Origin of the sequence: Maricaulis sp., from assembly GCF_048270095.1 — a bacterium.
Lineage (GTDB): Bacteria > Pseudomonadota > Alphaproteobacteria > Caulobacterales > Maricaulaceae > Maricaulis.
On the sequence record NZ_JBLWTL010000024.1, the window covers coordinates 25,290 to 43,788 of the forward strand.

Annotated in this window: 19 protein-coding genes; 9 read left to right on the forward strand and 10 right to left on the reverse strand. The window is 62.8% G+C overall.

The annotated features are described in order from the left end of the window. Positions 1–23: 23 nt before the first annotated feature. The 5 genes from ACN0YJ_RS12280 to petA all read right to left on the reverse strand — a co-directional run bounded on the left by ACN0YJ_RS12280 (position 24) and on the right by petA (position 4,518). Entirely contained in the window at positions 24–758 is a 735-nt protein-coding gene (locus ACN0YJ_RS12280; RefSeq protein WP_417496370.1) for a trypsin-like serine peptidase, read from the reverse strand. Positions 759–822: 64 nt separating this feature from the next. Beyond that, positions 823–1,698 (reverse strand): S-methyl-5'-thioadenosine phosphorylase, encoded by an 876-nt coding sequence (locus ACN0YJ_RS12285; RefSeq protein ID WP_417496371.1) that lies wholly within the window; start codon positions 1,696–1,698, stop codon positions 823–825. An 81-nt stretch (positions 1,699–1,779) separates the two neighbouring features. After that, entirely contained in the window at positions 1,780–2,583 is an 804-nt protein-coding gene (locus ACN0YJ_RS12290) for a cytochrome c1 (RefSeq protein WP_417477563.1), read from the reverse strand. Between the two features lie 13 nt (positions 2,584–2,596). Further along, positions 2,597–3,895 (reverse strand): cytochrome b, encoded by a 1,299-nt coding sequence (locus tag ACN0YJ_RS12295; protein ID WP_417496372.1) that lies wholly within the window; start codon positions 3,893–3,895, stop codon positions 2,597–2,599. Further along, positions 3,892–4,518 (reverse strand): ubiquinol-cytochrome c reductase iron-sulfur subunit, encoded by a 627-nt coding sequence (petA, locus tag ACN0YJ_RS12300; protein WP_417477565.1) that lies wholly within the window; start codon positions 4,516–4,518, stop codon positions 3,892–3,894. The genes ACN0YJ_RS12295 and petA overlap by 4 nt, the downstream gene beginning before the upstream one ends. A gap of 136 nt (positions 4,519–4,654) precedes the next feature. Between petA and ACN0YJ_RS12305 the strand changes: the two genes are divergently transcribed. After that, on the forward strand, positions 4,655–5,146 hold the full coding sequence (locus tag ACN0YJ_RS12305) for a tRNA (cytidine(34)-2'-O)-methyltransferase (RefSeq protein ID WP_417489670.1): 492 nt from the start codon (positions 4,655–4,657) through the stop codon (positions 5,144–5,146). Here ACN0YJ_RS12305 and ACN0YJ_RS12310 read toward each other — a convergent pair. Beyond that, on the reverse strand, positions 5,143–6,168 hold the full coding sequence (locus ACN0YJ_RS12310; RefSeq protein ID WP_417489671.1) for a hypothetical protein: 1,026 nt from the start codon (positions 6,166–6,168) through the stop codon (positions 5,143–5,145). The two genes, ACN0YJ_RS12305 and ACN0YJ_RS12310, sit on opposite strands and share 4 nt — an antisense overlap. Before the next feature lie 363 nt (positions 6,169–6,531). On the opposite strand from ACN0YJ_RS12310, the gene ACN0YJ_RS12315 reads away from it, so the two are divergent. The 5 genes from ACN0YJ_RS12315 to ACN0YJ_RS12335 all read left to right on the forward strand — a co-directional run bounded on the left by ACN0YJ_RS12315 (position 6,532) and on the right by ACN0YJ_RS12335 (position 12,497). Continuing rightward, positions 6,532–7,689 (forward strand): Fic family protein, encoded by a 1,158-nt coding sequence (locus ACN0YJ_RS12315; RefSeq protein WP_417496373.1) that lies wholly within the window; start codon positions 6,532–6,534, stop codon positions 7,687–7,689. 885 nt (positions 7,690–8,574) lie between these two features. Further along, entirely contained in the window at positions 8,575–9,849 is a 1,275-nt protein-coding gene (locus ACN0YJ_RS12320; protein WP_417489673.1) for a DEAD/DEAH box helicase, read from the forward strand. Positions 9,850–9,924: 75 nt separating this feature from the next. Further along, the gene (gene hemF / locus ACN0YJ_RS12325; protein WP_417496379.1) at positions 9,925–10,824 is read left to right on the forward strand and encodes an oxygen-dependent coproporphyrinogen oxidase; all 900 of its coding nucleotides are present in this window, start codon (positions 9,925–9,927) and stop codon (positions 10,822–10,824) included. A gap of 73 nt (positions 10,825–10,897) precedes the next feature. Beyond that, positions 10,898–11,710: an AraC family transcriptional regulator gene (locus ACN0YJ_RS12330; RefSeq protein ID WP_417496374.1), complete on the forward strand. Its 813-nt coding sequence runs from the start codon at positions 10,898–10,900 to the stop codon at positions 11,708–11,710. Between the two features lie 76 nt (positions 11,711–11,786). After that, complete coding sequence (locus ACN0YJ_RS12335; RefSeq protein ID WP_417496375.1) at positions 11,787–12,497, forward strand: CPBP family intramembrane glutamic endopeptidase; 711 nt, start codon at positions 11,787–11,789, stop codon at positions 12,495–12,497. Positions 12,498–12,568: 71 nt separating this feature from the next. Here the strand turns inward: ACN0YJ_RS12335 and ACN0YJ_RS12340 are convergent, their stop codons facing one another. The 4 genes from ACN0YJ_RS12340 to ACN0YJ_RS12355 are packed head-to-tail and all read right to left on the reverse strand — an operon-like array spanning position 12,569 to position 15,289. Then, entirely contained in the window at positions 12,569–13,768 is a 1,200-nt protein-coding gene (locus ACN0YJ_RS12340; protein ID WP_417496376.1) for a CCA tRNA nucleotidyltransferase, read from the reverse strand. A gap of 50 nt (positions 13,769–13,818) precedes the next feature. Beyond that, complete coding sequence (locus ACN0YJ_RS12345; RefSeq protein WP_417477572.1) at positions 13,819–14,136, reverse strand: DUF6111 family protein; 318 nt, start codon at positions 14,134–14,136, stop codon at positions 13,819–13,821. Between the two features lie 3 nt (positions 14,137–14,139). Further along, a complete protein-coding gene (locus ACN0YJ_RS12350) occupies positions 14,140–14,757 on the reverse strand; it encodes an NUDIX hydrolase (RefSeq protein WP_417477573.1) in 618 nt (205 codons plus the stop codon). After that, a complete protein-coding gene (locus ACN0YJ_RS12355) occupies positions 14,744–15,289 on the reverse strand; it encodes a DUF1285 domain-containing protein (RefSeq protein WP_417496377.1) in 546 nt (181 codons plus the stop codon). The genes ACN0YJ_RS12350 and ACN0YJ_RS12355 overlap by 14 nt, the downstream gene beginning before the upstream one ends. 112 nt (positions 15,290–15,401) lie before the next feature. On the opposite strand from ACN0YJ_RS12355, the gene ACN0YJ_RS12360 reads away from it, so the two are divergent. The 3 genes from ACN0YJ_RS12360 to ACN0YJ_RS12370 form a co-directional block, all read left to right on the forward strand. Further along, a complete protein-coding gene (locus ACN0YJ_RS12360; protein WP_417477575.1) occupies positions 15,402–16,400 on the forward strand; it encodes an AAA family ATPase in 999 nt (332 codons plus the stop codon). A 4-nt stretch (positions 16,401–16,404) separates the two neighbouring features. After that, positions 16,405–17,301: a DUF58 domain-containing protein gene (locus ACN0YJ_RS12365; protein ID WP_417489679.1), complete on the forward strand. Its 897-nt coding sequence runs from the start codon at positions 16,405–16,407 to the stop codon at positions 17,299–17,301. Continuing rightward, a partial coding sequence (locus tag ACN0YJ_RS12370) for a BatA domain-containing protein (RefSeq protein ID WP_417496378.1) occupies positions 17,301–18,499 on the forward strand: 1,199 nt, incomplete at its 3' end. The genes ACN0YJ_RS12365 and ACN0YJ_RS12370, both read left to right, overlap by 1 nt.

An 18,499-nucleotide genomic window follows, 5' to 3' on the forward strand; every position in this document is an offset into this window, starting at 1 on the left:
GCCGGGGAAAAGGCTTGTTGGCTTCAGGGCCCGGCTTCCTGGGCGACAAAATCGATCAGAGCCTGCAAGAAATCATCGTCGAGGCGCCGGCCGACGCTGTATTGCCGCCCCCCTTCATTGAACATCACATACTCGCCCAGCTGAACCCCGATTACGAAAGCCTCGCCATCAATCTGGGCCAGCAGGGGTGACCCCGAGAGGCCCGGGCGCGCGTAACAATCGTGAAAGATCAGGGTCGGTTCGACGATCTGGTCCGGTGCCGGTGTAATCTGGCACGGCTCGCCCTGCATCGCCGCGCGCAACATTGAAAGCTGACCCTGCTCGCGCCCGCCATAGGCCACGGCGCGCAAGCGTGAAATCGACGCGTCCAAACGACCACTTGTGCGAATAATTGCCCAGTCCTGGCTGAATTCCCCGAACTCGTTCGCCGCGGGGTCGGAGGTCTCGATTTCCGAAATCTGTCCGCGCCGAAGCGGTTCGCCGCGGACATGACAAATGCGCTCCTCGTTCCGGTCCATCACCGCATGGCGCGCCGCGAGGAGAATGTCGAAATCTCCGGCAAGGCCAGGAATATCGAGCACAACGGCGCGGCTGAGATAGACTTGCCCCGTCGCCTCATTCTCGCAGATGAGCTGGACCACGCCATTGCGCGAATTGAGGTAAGCCTCATCGTCCAGCGCGCTCAGACCGACCTGGTCAGCCGCATGGGCGGCGGCCGGGAGCAGACACAAAGTGAGCAGCGATAGGGCGCGCAGCATCGACATGGCTTCACGTTAGGGGCTCAGGCGCCGGCTGTCCACGCGGATAGAAATGGCGTCGAGCTCAGACGAGCGCCCGCCCGGCGATCACCGCCAGGCGTCCGACCACTTCCGGATCGCGCGCAGCGGGCGGGGTGATGATGGAGGTGTCGAGCACGGTCTCGATCCCGTCCGGGCCAGGCGATCTCGCCTGTCCGGAGAGCGCGGCGGTCAGCCGGTCGAGCAGACGCTTCGCCTTGACCGTGTTGTCGCGCATCACGTCGAGCACGAGGGCGACATCGACACTGTGGCTGTCGTCGCGCCAGCAATCATAGTCGGTGACCATGGCGATCGAGGCATAGGGCAGCTCGGCTTCGCGGGCGAGGCGGGCCTCGGGTATATTCGTCATGCCGATCACATCCATGCCCCATTGCCGATAGAGCTCGCTCTCGGCGCGGGTGGAGAATTGCGGCCCTTCCATCGCCAGATAGGTGCCGCGCGGCGTCAGCGCGATGCCCGCCGCCGTCCCGGCCTCGGCCGCAAGCCGTGAGAGGCGGCTACAGACCGGTTTGGCCATTGGCACGTGTGCGACACAGCCGGGACCGAAAAAGCTCCTCTCCCGGCCCTCAGTGCGATCGACATACTGGTCGACGATCACGAAATGGCCCGGCGGCAAGTCTTCGCGCAGCGAGCCGCAGGCCGAGATCGACAGGATGTCGCTGCAACCGGCCTGTTTCAGAGCCGCGATATTGGCGCGATAGGGAATGTCGGAGGGTGGCAGGCGGTGGCCATGGCCGTGGCGCGGCAGGAAGACCAGCGGCACGCCATGCAGCTCGCCAAAGGTCAGCGCGTCGGAAGGCTCGCCCCAAGGGGTCTCGACGCGCTCGCGCCGGACATGGGCCAGGCCCTCGAGTTCATAGAGGCCGGAACCGCCGATAATGCCGAGTGTCCATTGGTTCATCGGATGGCCTCCCCTGCCAGGACACGAAAAAGGGCTGCGAACGCATGTCCGCAGCCCCAATTCATACCGCGTATTGCGCGATCAATGCTTCACATTCGCCCAGATCTGGCGGTAGGCGATGTAGACGAGGATCGCGAAGATGAAGAGGTAGAGCAACACCATCACGCCCATCTGCTTGCGCATTTCCATGTGCGGATCGCTGGCCCAGGTGAGGAAGGTGACGATGTCTTCCGACATTTGTTCCATCGTCGCTTCAGTGCCGTCGGCATAGGTCACAATGCCTTCCGAGAGCGGCGACGCCATCGCCAGCAACCCGCCCGGGAAATAGGGATTGTAGTGCTGGCCAGCGGCCAGATGCACATCCTCGGGCACTTCCTCGTCATAGCCAAGCAGCAGGGAGCGCACATAATTGGCGCCGTCGCCGCGGGCCTTGACGATCAGCGACAGGTCCGGTGGCAGCGCGCCACCATTGGAGCCGCGAGCCTGCTGCGGATTGGCGAAAGGTGACGGGAAGGCATCGCTCGGCAAGCCGGGGCGTTCAAACATGTCACCGGCATCGTCCGGGCCATCTTCAATCAGATAGCCAGCCGCGATCTGCATCACGATCGGATTATCATTCGCGTTCGGGAATTCAGCGCTCTCGAGCGGGCCACCGGCCTCGCCGAGATTGCGGAATTTGATCAGGTCCAGCGAGTGACAGCTGGCACAGACTTCCTGATAGATCTGCAGGCCACGCTGGACCGCTTCACGGTCAAACGTGCCGAACGGGCCGGCATTGTGCCATTCATGCTGTTCCGGAGCACGCTGGCCGGAGCTTGCCGCCCAGGCGAGACCGGAGAGGCCGAGAGCTGCCAGGGCAGCGACGAAAATGCGGGTCATCTTCATGGTCATCGCTCCCCTATGCCTTGGCCGTGCCGAGAACAGCCGCTTCAATTGAAGCAGGACGGTCCAGCGGCTTCTCGATCAGTCCCATCACCGGCAGAATGATGAGGAAGTAGGCGAAATAATAGAAGGTCAGCAATTGCGCGAACCAGACGAATTTCAACCCCGTCGCCACGCCTTCGGCATCATGACCGATCGCGAAAACGAGATCGTCAGGGTTTTTCGCACCGCACCAGCCCAGGCCGAGACAGGCCAGAACGAAGAGGATGAAGAACACCCGCGTCACCGGACGGAAACGCATGGAACGGACCTTCGACGTGTCCAGCCATGGCAGGACGAAGAGGATCAGGATCGCACCGAACATGGCGATCACGCCGCCAAGCTTGGCGTCAATCGGACCGATGTCGAAGGTGATGGCCCGCAGGATCGCGTAGAAGGGCAGGTAATACCATTCGGGAACGATGTGAGCCGGCGTCGAAAGCGGGTCAGCCGGGATGAAGTTGTCGGCATGGCCCAGAACATTCGGCAGGAAGAAGACGAAAGCCGCGAAGACAATCAGATAGACGATGATCGCGAAGCCGTCCTTCACCGTGTAGAACGGGTGGAAGGGCAGCGTGTCTTTCTTGCTCTTCGGCTCGATGCCGACCGGATTGCCATTGCCCGGAACATGCAGCGCCCAGATGTGCAGCGCAACGACCGCGGCAATCACGAAGGGCAGCAGATAGTGCAGCGAGAAGAAGCGGCTCAGCGTGGCCTGGCCGACGGAGAAACCACCCCACAGCCACTCGCGGATCGCATCACCGATGAAGGGCAGCGCGCCGATCAGATTGGTGATCACCATCGCGCCCCAATAGGACATCTGGCCCCAGGGCAGCACATAGCCCATGAAACCGGTTGCCATCATCAGGAGGTAAATGACGACGCCGAGAATCCAGAGGATTTCGCGTGGTGCCTTGTAGGAGCCGTAATACAGGCCGCGGAACATGTGGATATAGACCGCGACGAAGAAGAAGCTGGCGCCATTGGCGTGCATGGACTGGATCAGCCAGCCGAATTTCACGTCGCGGCGGATACGCTCGAGGCTTTCGAACGCCATGCTCTCATGCGGCACATAATGCATGGCCAGCACGATGCCGGAAATGATCTGGATGACGAGGAAGATCGCGAGGATCCCGCCGAACGTCCACCAATAGTTCAAATTCCGCGGCGTCGGGAAATCGACAAAACTGTCATAGCCCATACGGATGATTGGAAGTCGCGCATCCATCCAGCGCGTGAAACCGGTTTTCGGCTCGTAGGTCGAAGGACCGCTCATGATGCAACCCACCCAGATTGTGCAGCTTCGTCAGGCGACAGACCGATTTTCACGGTCGTTTCCGATTCAAAGTAATAATCGGGAACCGGCAGGTTCTCCGGAGCCGGCCCGCGGCGAATGCGTGCCGAGGCGTCATAGTGCGAGCCATGGCATGGGCAGTACCAGCCATCATAATCGCCGGTATCGGCACCAATCCCCAGCGGGACACAGCCCAGATGGGTGCAATTGCCTTTGACGATCAGATATTCGGGGCGCAGCACGCGGTTCTCGTCGGCACCCGAGAGATCTTCCATCCCGGCATTGAGATTGCGCGAATTATCGTCCGGCAGGTCACCAAGCGGCACAGCGCGGGCCTCGTCAATCATCGCCTGGGTGCGGTGGCGGATAAAGACCGGCCCGCCGCGCCACATCACCGTGATCTCTGTTCCATCGGTGACGGTCGACACATCAACCCGGATTGAACCGAGAGCCAGCGTGTCCGCCGCCGGATTCATCTGATCGATGAAAGGCCAGATCGCCAGGCCGCCGCCAATCGCGGCAGCGCCTGTCGCCGCGATGTAGATGAAGTCGCGGCGAGATGGTTCCTGACCATGTTCACCGAGCGCGCCGTTCTGTTCCGTCACGAGCCGACCTCTTCTCTTTTCTTAAACGGGGTCACGCGAATGCGTCCCCCTGCCCCAGATAACTTGACGTCTTCGCGCAAGCGCGGTTTGACGCCGTATAACCTAATGCCCGATTGGCTGACCAGAGCGTGGCGCAATGCCGCACACTGAAATCGACCATCGGCCTCAAGCGCGGCTTAAAATGCGGATCGTTTTTTTTCAACCTGATATTCCGCAAAATCTTGGGGCGGCGATGCGCGTCGCCGCCTGTTTCGGTGCGGGCATGGACATTGTCGAACCCTGCGCATTCCCCTTAACAGACAAGAAAATTCGCACCGCCGCGATGGATTATGGTGCGGCAATATCACCCACCCGCCACGCCTCCTGGACGGCCTACCAAAACAGTGCAGAAGCTGCACAAGGCCGCCTCGTCCTGTTCACAACCGCCGGCGCGGGTGAGATCTGGGACTTCAATTTTTCTGCAGATGACCGCCTGCTTTTCGGCCGCGAAAGCGCCGGCGTCCCCGAAAAAATCCACGAATCAGCGGATGAGCGGGTGCGAATTCCGATTCGCGAGGGGATGCGTTCGCTCAATGTGACGGTGACCGCAGCGATTGCCCTGGCGGAGGCGAGCCGGCAGATGCGTTAGCCGCCCGCGGCCATCACCCGAAATGTGTTGGCTGGATCATCGGACGCCTGGATGTGCTCGAAGAAAGCGAGCATGCCTTGGCAGACCAGGCGATATTCCGCATCGGTCTCCGGCAGTCTCCCGCCGAGCAGGATCAGATTGTCCGCCCCCATCACCTCTGAGGCTGCCATGACAGCGGCCTCCTGAGCGGCAGCGGCAGCGGCAGCATTTACCTCAACGGGTTCATCAGAGGCCGTTTGGGCCAACGCGATCATGTGGCGGCCAATCTCCATCGCATCGATACCCATCGTTTCCAAGTCCGGGCTCGACGGACTTCCCGGGAACTGGTTGGGAAGGTAGAAACCATAACATTCGCGTGGATGGTCCATCAGCGTCCCGCGCGTCACCGCTGACAATGCCGCATAGAACCCCAGCAAAGCCTCGTCAGTCGCGCGCGGAGAAAACTCGGCAACCATCCAGGCTCCGATCACTTCGCCCTCTGCACGCGCCACACGCGCTGCCTCAGCCTCCCCGCCCGCACGATAGGCCTCCGCGACGGCGATACGCCAGGCATCGGCACGTTCCGGCGCTTTTTCCTGCAATACCTGAAAGAAGGGCTCGCTCGCCATCATCTCCACGATTTCGCCCTCGAAATCCGTGCCGACCCAATCGCGCACGGCCGGGCCGATTATGGGGTCCAATAGCGGCTGTCCAAGTCGGCTTCCCAAAACCACCAGTATGATCAAAACAATGCCGCGAAGGTCCAGTTTCCGGCCCGCACCGTTTGCCGGCGTCTTGCGCGGCCAAAGGATGGCGAGCAGCAGACCGCCCAAGCCAGCCCCGACGCCGCCGCCGATCGCGGCGAGAATTACTGAAGACCAATCCATGACTTCCCCCCAAGTTTTCGATTTGAGGCGCAATGGAACGGGAAACCCTCCAGACTGCAACTTATAATGCAGAAGTCGACTTGCCGCCCGCACCTTCAAATCCGGTGCCCCGGCGCGCCAGCCCTGACCAAAAACCTCATGCCGCGACACCGCCATCCGGGCTTCAGCGCGTCAAGGCGTAGACCCGCGACGCGCTGAAGCCCGGATGGCCCACTGCTGGCAAGAGATTTATGGGGTGGTGGGCGCCGGGGCGCTAGACGGACAAATTGCGTGTCACCCGTTCTCGCTATCACCATCTACTGTCGTTTTTTCCGCAACTCTTAATTCGAAAACTTCGACACGAAAACTTTAAATAAACCGGACAAAGAACCCGCCATTATGGCGGGCGGAAAAATTCATCCAAATTATGAAACTCTATGTTATTATTGAAATATCGGAAAAAATGAACTGGCCAGAAAACCGGCCAGAAAACCGGACAAAAAAGTGGCATTTGAAGATCATAAAGAATCGATTGGCCTTATGGAACCGCTGTTGATCTCGGAGTCTTCGCGGCATCGCGGGGCCTTGAACGACCTCGCGCTGGAGCTTGCGACCCGGTCAGCAGCTTTCAAGAGCAGCCTGCCAAAAGAAACCGTCATCGCCCTGGCCGCACTCGTACGCTCGATGAATTGCTATTACAGCAATTTGATCGAGGGACACGCAACTCATCCCATCGATATCGAACGCGCGCTGCAGGAAGACTATAGCGCTGATTCCGGGCAACGCGACCTTCAGCTCGAAGCCAGAGCGCATATCGCCGTACAGTCCTGGATCGATGCCGGCGGTATTCAAGGCATTGAAACCGAGCCCGCATTCCTGCGCGAGATCCATCGCCGCTTTTGCGATTTGCTGCCAGATAGCCTGCTTTGGGTTGAAAATCCCGACTCCAGGGAAAAGGTGCGCGTCATCCCCGGCGAATATCGCTCGGGGTTTGTGCAGGTCGGGGCGCATGTACCGGTCAGCCCCGGCGCGATCCCACGTTTCATGACCCGCTTTGACCAAGCCTATGGCAGGCTCGGAAAAGCAAGCGCCATTATCGGGGCGGCCAGCGCTCATCACCGCTTGCTGTGGATACACCCGTTTGCCGATGGGAATGGCCGTGTCGCCCGGCTGATGTCTCATGCGATGCTGCTGCGTTCGCTCGACACCGGTGGCCTGTGGTCAATCGCACGCGGCCTCGCCCGCAAGGTCGATGATTACAAGAGCCACCTCGCATCGTGCGACACAAATCGCCGCAACGATATGGATGGACGTGGCACGCTCAGCGAAGAGGCGCTCGTCTCTTTCACCCGCTTCTTTCTGGAAACCTGTCTGGATCAGGTCGATTTCATGGCAAGCCTGATGCAGCCCGCAGCCCTTCGCGAGCGCATCCTGCTGTGGACGAAGCATGATGCCGATCTGGGCCGCCTTCCGACCAAAGCCGGCCGTCTGATGGAGGCCGTGCTCTATCGCGGCGCGCTTCCGCGCGGGGAGTTGGGGGATATACTCGGCATGTCTGACCGGAGCGCCCGGCGCGTTGCTGGTACACTGACCAAGCTGGGCGTTCTGACGTCACAGACCCACAAATCCGATCTCAAACTGGCCTTCCCTGCCCGCCTGGCATCCACCTGGATGCCCGGTCTGTTTCCGGAAAAATAGCCCTGTGAACTCGCCGCCGTGTAGAAGCATGACCCGGCCGCGCGGCTTTATCCCTTGCTGCTGCGCTGCCCGGTTGAGAGCGTCGCGGCGCCACTTACTTGACCGCCAATCGGTCAGGCGACCCGCGCCCGGCGCGCCAACACTCACCAAAACCCTCATGCCGAGATCCCGCCATCCGGGCTTCAGCGCGTCAAGGCGTAGACCCGCGACGCGGCGCCAAAGGCGGCCTTGACGCGCTGAAGCCCGGATGGCCCACTGCTGGCAAGAGATTTATGGGGTGGAGAGCGCCGGGGCCGCGTTCTTGTTACCGGAAAAACAGTACTTGGTCCCGGTCGAACCGTCACGCACGTCCTTCTCCGTGAGGAGAAGGTGGTCCGCAGGACCGGATGAGGCGGGCAATTTCAGCGTTTGGCAAATGCGCGAAAGCGGTGCCCGTTCTCAGTCGTCCGCAAGGCCCGCCTCACCCGCCCTGACGGGCACCCTCTCCTCACGGAGAGGGCGGGCTCACGACGCGGAGGGCCCGGCCTGCCAGGGCGGAGGTGGCTGGCGCAGCCCGGCACAGCGCGCCCCCATCCATCCCGCCAACTCGCCGCCCACACCTCCCATAGCGCATCAAATATCCCTTGCGCTGCACTGCAACATGTGCGCATCTCTCCCTGCCTGCGCACCGCGCGTAGACGCCAAGGTGAGTCATGGCGCGCAGGGAGTACCGGCAGACGGCTGCTTTTTCGCTTCCGACCGCCATCAGCGCCCCCGGGTATTTGTCACTTGCTGGCCGGTATCGCAGAGGCATCGCCGAGCGGCTGACCTACGCAAGCTTCTTTTAAAATTTATCCAGTGTGCGTGCGGACATCTCCGTGCGCCGCGCCCTATTATGAGTGTCAATTGACCCAATTTGCAGATCTCGGCCTGGCCGAACCCATCCAGCGTGCTGTGACCGCCGCCGGTTATGAAACCCCTACTCCTATCCAGACGAAAGCCATTCCGCTCCTGCTCGAAGGGCGCGACCTGATCGGTATCGCCCAGACCGGCACCGGCAAGACGGCCGCCTTCGTGCTGCCTTTGCTGTCGCGCCTGGCAGACGCCAATGAGCGCGCGGCCCCGCGCAGCTGCCGCGCCCTGATCCTGGCGCCGACCCGTGAGCTGGCCGCCCAGATCGATGACTCCATTCGCGACTACGCCAAATTCATGAAGCTGAGCCATTGCGTGGTTGTCGGCGGCGTGAAGCCGCGCCCGCAGATCAAGAAGCTTGAAGGCGGCGTCGACATCCTCGTCGCCACGCCGGGCCGCCTGCTCGACCATGTCTCGACCGGCGCGCTGCGTCTCGATGGCGTCAAGACGGTGATCCTCGACGAAGCCGACCAGATGATGGATCTCGGCTTCATGCCGGCGATCCGCCAGATCATGTCGAAACTGCGCAAGGCCCGCCAGACCATGCTGTTCTCGGCCACCATGCCGGCCCAGATCCGCAAGCTGGCCAGCGATTTCCTCAATAATCCGGCCGAAGTCAGCGTGGCCCCGCAATCCAAGCCGATCGAGCGCATCCAGCAGAGCGTTCTGCTGATGGAAGCCGGTGCCAAGCGCAATGCGCTGCGCGATATTCTCAAGGCGCCTGAAGTCAAGCTCGCCATCGTCTTCACCCGCACCAAGCGCGGCGCCGACCGTGTGGTGCAGAATCTCGAGAAGGACGGCCTCAAGGCGGCTGCGATCCACGGAAACAAGAGCCAGAACCAGCGCGAGAAAACCCTCGCCAATTTCAAGGACGGCTCGGTCAATATCCTGGTCGCCACCGATATTGCCGCACGCGGCATTGATGTCGACGGCATCACCCATGTGGTGAATTATGAAATGCCGACCGTGGCCGAGGTCTATGTCCACCGGATCGGCCGCACCGCGCGCGCCGGAACCGATGGCATTGCCATTGCCCTGGTGGAACCGGACGAGCGCACCATGCTGCGCGAGATCGAAAACCTGATCGGCAAATATCTCACCGCCGAAGGTGCAGCCCTGCACATTCCAAAACCGGTCAAGAAGCCCGGTGGCGGCCAGCGTCAGGGTCGACGCCCGCAAGGCCAGACGGTTTCCGCCGGTGGCAATCGCCGCCAGGGGCGTCCGGGCAATCGCGGTCAAAGCCAGGGCGGCCAACGCCGCGCGGGCTAAATTGCAACAAGTTGTCGCGGGCCGCGAATGGCCCGCGACCTTGCCCTTCGCGGCCAGCGCCGTATTGATGGCGCCATGACAGCGACAAACACCCCCACCCCCGAAGTGCTCGACACGCGCCGCGCCAAGGCTCGCGCCTGGTTCGAGCAATTGCGCGACCTGATCTGCGCCGAGTTTGAACGCCTCGAAGACGAGGCCCCGGGCGATCTCTATCCCGGCAAGCCCGGACGCTTTGAACGCGAAGCCTGGTCACGCGGCGATGGTTCAAGCGATCAGGGCGGCGGCGTCACCTCGATCATGAAGGGACGCCTGTTCGAGAAGGTCGGCGTTCACGTCTCGGCGGTGCATGGCGAGTTTTCCGAACAATTCCGCGCCCAGATCCCCGGCGCCAGCGAAGACCCGCGTTTTTGGGCCTCGGGCATTTCGCTGATCGCGCATATGTGGAATCCACATGTGCCGGCGGTGCACATGAATACGCGCTTCATCACCACCACAAAGGGCTGGTTTGGCGGCGGCATGGATCTGACCCCGGTGCTCGATCGCTACCGCACTCAGGAGCATCAAGACGCCGTCGATTTTCACGCCGCCTGCCAGGGCGCCTGTGACAAACACGGATCCGATTTCCACACCCGTTTCAAGAAATGGTGCGAAGAGTATTTCTTCCTGCCGCACCGCAATGAACCGCGCGGCATTGGCGGCATTTTCTACGACCGTCACGACACTGGAAACTGGGATGCCGATTTCGCCTTCACACGCGATGTCGGCCTGGCTTTCCTCGACATCTATCCGAAGCTGGTGCGGCGCCGGATGACGACGCCCTGGAGTGCCGATGAGCGCGAAGAGCAACTGGTGCGGCGCGGCCGCTATGCCGAGTTCAACCTCTTGTATGACCGTGGCACCAAATTTGGTCTCGAGACGGGCGGCAATGTGAAATCCATCCTGTCGTCGATGCCGCCCGAGGCCAAATGGCCGTAAACGCCGGCACGCCTGCATCCAATCTGCCCGCCCGCGCATCATAGGGGGGTAACGGATTTGAGGCGACCCAGGCATGCCCGGCATACAGGACAAGAGTGCGATCACGCGTTTCGGGGCCCGCCTCCATCAGACGGCCTTCTCGCCCCACCGCCATGACGTCTACACGCTCGGCCTGACGCAGCGCGGCGTGCAGTGTTTCAATTATCGCGGCGCGGCGCGCCAATCCCTGCCGGGCGAGCTGGTCGTGCTGCATCCGGACGAATTGCATGACGGCCATGCCGGCACGAGCGACGGCTTTGCCTACCGGGCCATTACCATCCGCCCCAGCGCGATCGGTGCCATCCTGCCCGCACAGGCGCTGCCCTTCATCGAAGGCGGTCAATCGGACAATCCCGCCCTGAAACAGGCGGTCAGCGCGGTGCTGGCCGATCTCGATGAACCGCTCGATCCCCTGCACGCGGCTGACGCCCTGTTCGACATCGCCATCGCACTGCATGGTGCCGCCGGACACACACCACCGGGCAGCGAACTCGATGCCCGCGCCACCGAGCGCGCCCGCAGCTATATCCACGACCATCTCGATGAAGCCGTTTCCATGGATGATCTTGAACAGGTCGCCGGTCAGGATCGCTGGCAGCTCTCGCGGGATTTTCGCCGTCTGCATGGCACCAGCCCCTATCGCTATCTGGTGATGCGCCGGCTCGATGCCGCCCGCGACCACATCCATCGCGGCGAATGCATGGCCCAGACCGCGCTGGCCTGCGGTTTCAATGATCAGAGCCATATGACGCGCCATTTCAAGGCCGCCCACGGGCTGAGCCCGGCGCGCTGGAAACGCAGCGTCACACAAGGCAGCAGTATCGGCCGCACAATCGTTCAAGATTGAAATCACGGCCCGTAGGAAAAGAGGGGCGGCCCGCAATCCAGCGGCCGTTTCAACCCCAAGGTCCAACGGTTCCCCTATGTCTGTCTACGCCCCCCACAAGCCGCGCTATCTGATCCTCGAACTGGGCGCGGCGATTGCCTGCCTGATCTTGACGAAGCTCGCCTTCGACCCGATCGCCTGGCGTTTTTCCGGCCCGATGTCGATGGCCTGCACCATCGCCTTCATCGCCCTCATGGCCCGCCTGCGTTCTGAAACCTGGTCCGATTTCGGCCTTCGCGGATTGCCCGGGCTGAAAGCAAAACTCTGGTTCCTGCCCCAGGTCCTGCTGGGCATGGTGGCGATCATGGGCGCCGGGGCTGTGGTGGGCCTGTCGGGTGACGCGATGGGGCTGTGGGACATGGACGCCACGCCATCCGGCGTCGAGGACCGTTTTGCCGGAACCACCGGCAATCTGCCGCGCTATCTGATGTGGCTGGGGCTGGGCATCGTCAGTGGTGGTTTTGGCGAGGAAGTCTTTTTCCGCGGTTATCTGATGCGCCGCATCGAGGGGATACTCCCCGCCTCCGCCCTGCGGCCAGTGCTGATGGTAATCCTGCCGGCGCTGATGTTTGGCGCGGTGCATTTCTACTATCAGGGCCTGCGCGGTCTGGTCACGATTGCCGCCATCGGCTTTGCGATCGGCACGCTCTATCTGCTCTACAGGCGCAATCTCTGGCCCCTGATCGCCGCCCACGCCCTGGTCGATTCAATCGGCTTCACCGCGCTCTATCTCGGTGTCGAGGTCTAGGGGGCACGCAGGAAAAAGCCCCGGTCGAGGACCGGGGCTTTTTCATTCATTCAAGGATCGATGCGCGAAGCCTAGTGCTTCAGGCGCGCGATCAATTCTTCCTTGGTCGGCTCGAAGCGCTGCGCAATCCAGTGCGCCTTGAGCGCATCCATCGCATCGCCGAGCATCGGGCCGGGCTCATAGCCGAGCAGGATGAGATCGCCGCCACTGACGGGGAAATCAGGTTGTTGCCATTCGCGGGCGAATTTGGCGAGCAGGGTCCAGTCACGCGGCGGAGGCGCCACATCGCCGGCTGCGGACAGACGCACCTGATCTTCGAACGCCCGCGCGCCGAGCGACATGATCGCGCGTTCCGCTGCGGCCATGTCGGTGAAGGCTGCTTCGACTTCGCCGCACAGCGACGGGTCGACCGCGCCTTGCAGGCGCCGGCTCTCGGCATTCGACATTTTGAGTTTGGCTGCCATGATTTTGATCCTTTCGGGCCCACCGCCAATGAGAGCCACAAACCGCAAAAGCGGGTCAGGTTCCAGACCGGCAGAGATATCTTGGTTTATAATACCTACAAGGATTCTTAAGGATCCGTTCACTCCCAGAATTTCTGACAGGATTTCATGTTCAGCCATCAGGGCCACGGCCGGTCCGGGATCGGGTGCCAGGAGCAGTTTTTTCAGCTCCGACCAGACGCGTTCCGCGGACAGGGTGTGGAGCCCGGCCTTCAACCGACGGGCGGCGGCAAGGCCTTCCATGTCAGGCGATCCGGAGCCATACCAGGCCTCGAAGCGGAACAGGCGCAGGGTGCGCAAATAGTCCTCCCGGATGCGGTCCTCGGCCGAACCGACAAACACAAAGCGGCACGGTTCTAGATCAGCCAGCCCGCCAGTCGGGTCATGAATTATGCCGTCAAAATCGGCATAGAGCGCATTGAGCCGGAAGTCGCGACGCCTGGCATCCTCGCTCCAGTCCTGGGTGAAGGCGACCACAGCGCGGCGGCCATCGGTCTCGACATCGCGGCGCAGCGTCGTGACCTCAAAGGGACGGCCGCCGGAAATGACCGAAATCGTGCCATGACGAATGCCGGTTGGCACCGGCTTGAGGCCCGCGGCCCGGGCCGCAGCGATCACCTGTTCCGGCAGGAGCCGGGTCGCGATATCGACATCGGCGACCGGCTTGCCGAGCAAGGCATTGCGGACACAGCCGCCGACGAAGCGCGAGCCTGCTGGTTGCGCAGCCTCAAGGGCCGCCATGACGGCCTGCGTTGCCGGATCGCGCATCCAGCCCTGCTCTGCCGGATCAAGCCGGGAGCCAGAGTGCCGGGCCGGCTTCATTGCGGATCTGTGGCGTCACCCTCGTCGGGACCTGTCGCCTCCGCCTCTTCCACAGGCACGAAATAGCCCGGAACAACGCGGCCATCGACCATGCGGGAGGGCACGTAGAGCTCGCCTTCATGCCCGCCCCGGCCGGATTCAAGCAAGACCAGCGCAATCATCATCAGGATGGACAGCCCGGCACCGATCGCCGCCAGTCTCAGCGTGGGCGTCGCCTCGATCGGGTGGTCGGAATTAGACTGCCAGCGCCAGATGAAGAAGATCAGGAAGGGCAGTAAAAACGAGGCGATTTCGATAATTGTGATGCGGATCATGATTTACCCATACAGCTTGTCGTGCAGCGATTTCAACAGACCCGCCGTGACACCCCATATATAGCGATCTTCCCAGGGCATGGCATAGAAATGCCGCTCCTGCCCCTGCCAGACCCCCGAACGCTGCTGATGATTGAGCGGATCCATCAGGAAATCGAACGGCGCCTCGAACACGCTGGCCACTTCGCCGGGATCGGGTTTGAGCTCATATCCCGGCCGGAGCACACCGACAAAGGGCGTGATCTGAAAACCGGTGCCGGTCTCATAGGATTCAAAACGGCCCACGAGTTCGACATGGTCGGCGCCGATCCCGATCTCTTCCTCGACCTCGCGTAAGGCTGCCTGCGCCGGGCCCGTATCGCCAGGGTCGAGACTGCCGCCGGGAAAGCTGATCTGCCCGGGATGCTTGAGCAAATGGCTGGCGCGTTCGGTGAAGAGCAGGCGCGGTGGTCCGTCATGCAGGATCAGCGGTGCCAACACCGCTGCCGGGCGCAATTTGCGACCACTCGGCGAGGGTAGCCCGTTGAGGTCGCCATCACCGCGAAACCCGGGACCGCTGTCACCGTCGACCGGATCGAGCCGCTGACGCATCAGATCGAGCAAGCCCTTAATCGCTGGCATCGGCCTGCTCCAGCGCAAAGAAGGCGCCGCCGCTCCACACCCCGGTCACGCCGTCATGCTCAACCGCCAGTTCCGCCAGTTCGTAAAAGACCGGCCGCGTCATCAAGGCATCGAGGCCCCCGCGAATCCGCACAAGTGGCGTCGGTTCGCCGGTGACGGGGTCGATGCGGACATTGATCGGATGATCCGGCCCGGCTTCGGCCAGATCATCGAAATTCGTCGTGAATATCAGTGATTGCGCCTCACCCTCGCCCGTCGCGTCGACTCGCACGGCTACAAAGGGCGCGACCTCGACCTTGATGGCGATTTTCTCCACCGGCGTCACAAGATAATGAACGCCGTCGTCATCTTTTCGCAAGATTGTGGAAAACAGCCGTGACAGACGTTGGCGAGTGATACGCTTTCCCTCATGCCACCAAGAGCCATCCCGTTTGATGACCATGTCCATTTCGCCGCAATTTTCCGGGTGCCAGCGCTCGACCGGCGGCAGGCCGTCGCCGGCACTGCGCGCCGCTTGCAGCAGGGACTGCATTGCATCTGGTATTTCAGGCGTTGAGGCCATGGACAGCTTTCATGCGTGACGCCATGCTCACAATGAGCAAATTGGCATATGAACCATCTGTATCGCGAAGGATTTTAGGACGATGACCGAGATGAATGAAGCCGGTACAGACTTAATTGCCCAGGCAGACGCAGCTACAGCCCGTTTGCAGCAGGTTCGCGACTCAATTGGCCAGGTGATTTTCGGCCTCGAGGACGAGATCGAACTCTGCCTTGCCGCCATCCTGTCAGGCGGTCACGCGCTGCTGGTCGGCGCCCCCGGACTCGCCAAGACCCGCCTGGTCCAGGCTATCGCTGTGGCGACCGGACTTGAGACCAAGCGCATCCAGTTCACGCCCGATCTGATGCCCGCCGATATTCTTGGCTCGGAAATCCTTGAGGAATCCGATGATGGCAAACGCCATTTCCGCTTCCTGCCCGGTCCGATCTTCTGTCGCCTGCTGATGGCCGACGAAATCAACCGCGCCAGCCCGCGGACCCAGGCGGCCCTGCTGCAAGCGATGCAGGAAGGCCATGTCACCATTGCCGGTGAACGTCATGATCTGCCCCAGCCCTTCCACGTGCTGGCGACCCAGAACCCGATCGAGCAGGAAGGCACCTATCCGCTGCCCGAAGCCCAGCTCGACCGCTTCCTGCTACGCGTCGATATCCCTTATCCGACCCGCGACGCCGAACGTCAGGTTTTGCTCGCCACCACCGGTGCCGCGAGCGCCGATGCGGTAAAAGTCCTCGACGCTGCCGAGATCATCAAGCTTCAGGCCCTGGTTCGCGCCCTGCCGGTCGGCGAAAAAGTACTCGACGCCATTCTCGACCTGCTGCGCCTGGCACGTCCGGAAGAGACCGATGTCGATGCCGTGCGCACAGGCGTGTCCTGGGGCCCGGGCCCGCGTGCCGGTCAGGCCCTGATGCTGGCCTGCCGGGCCCGCGCCCTGCTTCAAGGCCGTCTGGCGCCATCGACCGAGGATGTCGCGGCATTGGCCGAACCGGTCCTGAAACACCGCATGGCGCTGTCCTTTGCGGCACGGGCCGACGGACATACGCTGGAAGGCCTGATCAAATCCCTCGCCGAGCGGGCGGCCTGATCCCATGAGCGACGGCGTCGATCGCCAATCAGAAACGCGCGTCGTCCAGCTTCGCCACCAGGGCGAAGCGGCGGCTGCGACCCTGCCGGCCCTGATGGCCGAAGCGACGCGCATTGCCGCGACGGTCGCCCAGGGTGTGCATGGCCGGCGCCGCGCCGGCGTCGGCGAGAGTTTCTGGCAATACCGGCATCACCGCCCCGAAGACGGGCGCGCCGCCGTCGACTGGCGCCAGTCGGCGCGCAGCGACCAGCTCTTTGTGCGTCAAAATGAATGGGAAGCCGCCAATACCGTCTGGCTGTGGCGCGATGGCTCGGCGTCGATGCGTTTCTCCTCATCCAGGGACCATGCCAGCAAGCTCGATCGCGCCGCCGTCTGCCAGATCGCCATGGCGGCACTGCTCACCCAGGGCGGCGAGCGCGTCGCCGTGCTCGGCGAATCGGCGATTGCCCGCACCGGCGCGCTCGGGCTGGAACGTACATCGCGCCGCCTGGCTCTCGGCCCTGGCGATATGACCGCCGTCGAAGCGCCGAATATAGGCCGTTTCGGGCGTGTCGTGCTGGCCAGCGATTTCCTTGATCCGCCCGAAACCTGGGCCGCGCGCCTGTCGCGCTTCTCAGCCATGGAGGCGGAAGGCGTCTTGTTGCGCATTGTCGATCCGGCCGAGGAAGACTTCCCCTATTCCGGCCGCACGCGGTTTGAAAATCCGGCTGGCGGCGAAGGCCTGTTGTTTGGCCGCGCTGAAGAAGCGCGTTCCACCTATCGCCAGCGCTGGGCCGAGCATGGCGAGGCGCTGGCTGCCCTGGCGCGCCAGTTCGGCTGGTCGCTGGTCACCCATCGCACCGACCGCACCGCTACAAGTGCCGTGCTGGCGCTCTACCGAGCCCTGGCAAGGGACGCCTGATGTTTGCGCTCGGCCCCCTCTCCTTCGGCGCACCACTGGCCCTGATCGGCCTGCTGAGCCTGCCCATATTATGGCTGTTGCTGCGCGCGACGCCGCCCGCGCCCCGGCGCGCCATCTTCCCGCCCCTGCGCCTCCTGTTCGGCGCACCGGACGATGCCGAAACACCGCAACATGCCCCCTGGTGGCTGATCCTCTTCCGCCTGCTGATCGCGGCCCTGATCATTCTCGGCCTGTCCCGCCCGGTCTGGACGCCGCCAGCTGTGGTCGACGAAACCCGCCCCGAATTGATCGTGATCGATAATGGCTGGGCCGGCGCCGCGAACTGGGAGGACACAAGTCGCGAGGCCGTCCGCCTGCTCGACGAGGCTGAACGCGACGGACGGCTTGCCGCCCTGCTGTTTACCGCCAATAGCGGCGATGCGGCTGCACCGCTCCGGCTTGACCGTCCCGATGCCGCTCGCCGTCTGCTGGCCACGGCCAGCCCGATGGCCTGGGGCACCGACCGGGACAATGCCGCCAGCCGCGTTGCTGCCGCCCGCAGTGATGGCGCCCTGGCCGATGCGATGGCTGTGACTTGGCTCAGCGACGGCATGGACAGTGAGGGCAGCCGCACGCTGGCCCGCGCCCTCTCAAGCATGGGTGATGTGCGCATCATCGAGCCCGATAATGGCCGCGCCGCCCTGGCCATGGCGCCGCCGGAACCGACCGCCTCGGGCCTGGCGATCGAATTGCGCCGCGTCGCGACCAGTCTGCCGCGCACGGCCGCGATCACGGCACTGGGCAATGATGGACGCGCCATTGCCCGCACCGATCTGAGCTTCGACTCCGATCGCGGCATTGCCCGCTCTGAGCTGAGCCTGCCGCTCGATCTGCGCAACCGGATCGCCAGTCTGCGTGTCGAAGGGCCGGGCTCAGCCGGTGCCGTCCGCCTGATGGGCGATCAATGGCGCCGTCCGCGCATTGGCCTGATCGACGCGCCACGTGAGGACGGCCAGCCGCTGCTCTCCGACCTGCATTATGTCGAAAGCGCCATCGCGCCCTTCTCGCAACCCGTCCGCGGCACACTTGACGAATTGCTCGAAACTGAATCCGCCGCCCTGGTGATGGGGGATGGTGGCCGCACCGACCATGCGGGGATCGGTCGAATCGTCGCCAATGGTGGGCTGGGCCTGCGCTGGGCCGGCCCACGGGGGGCGGG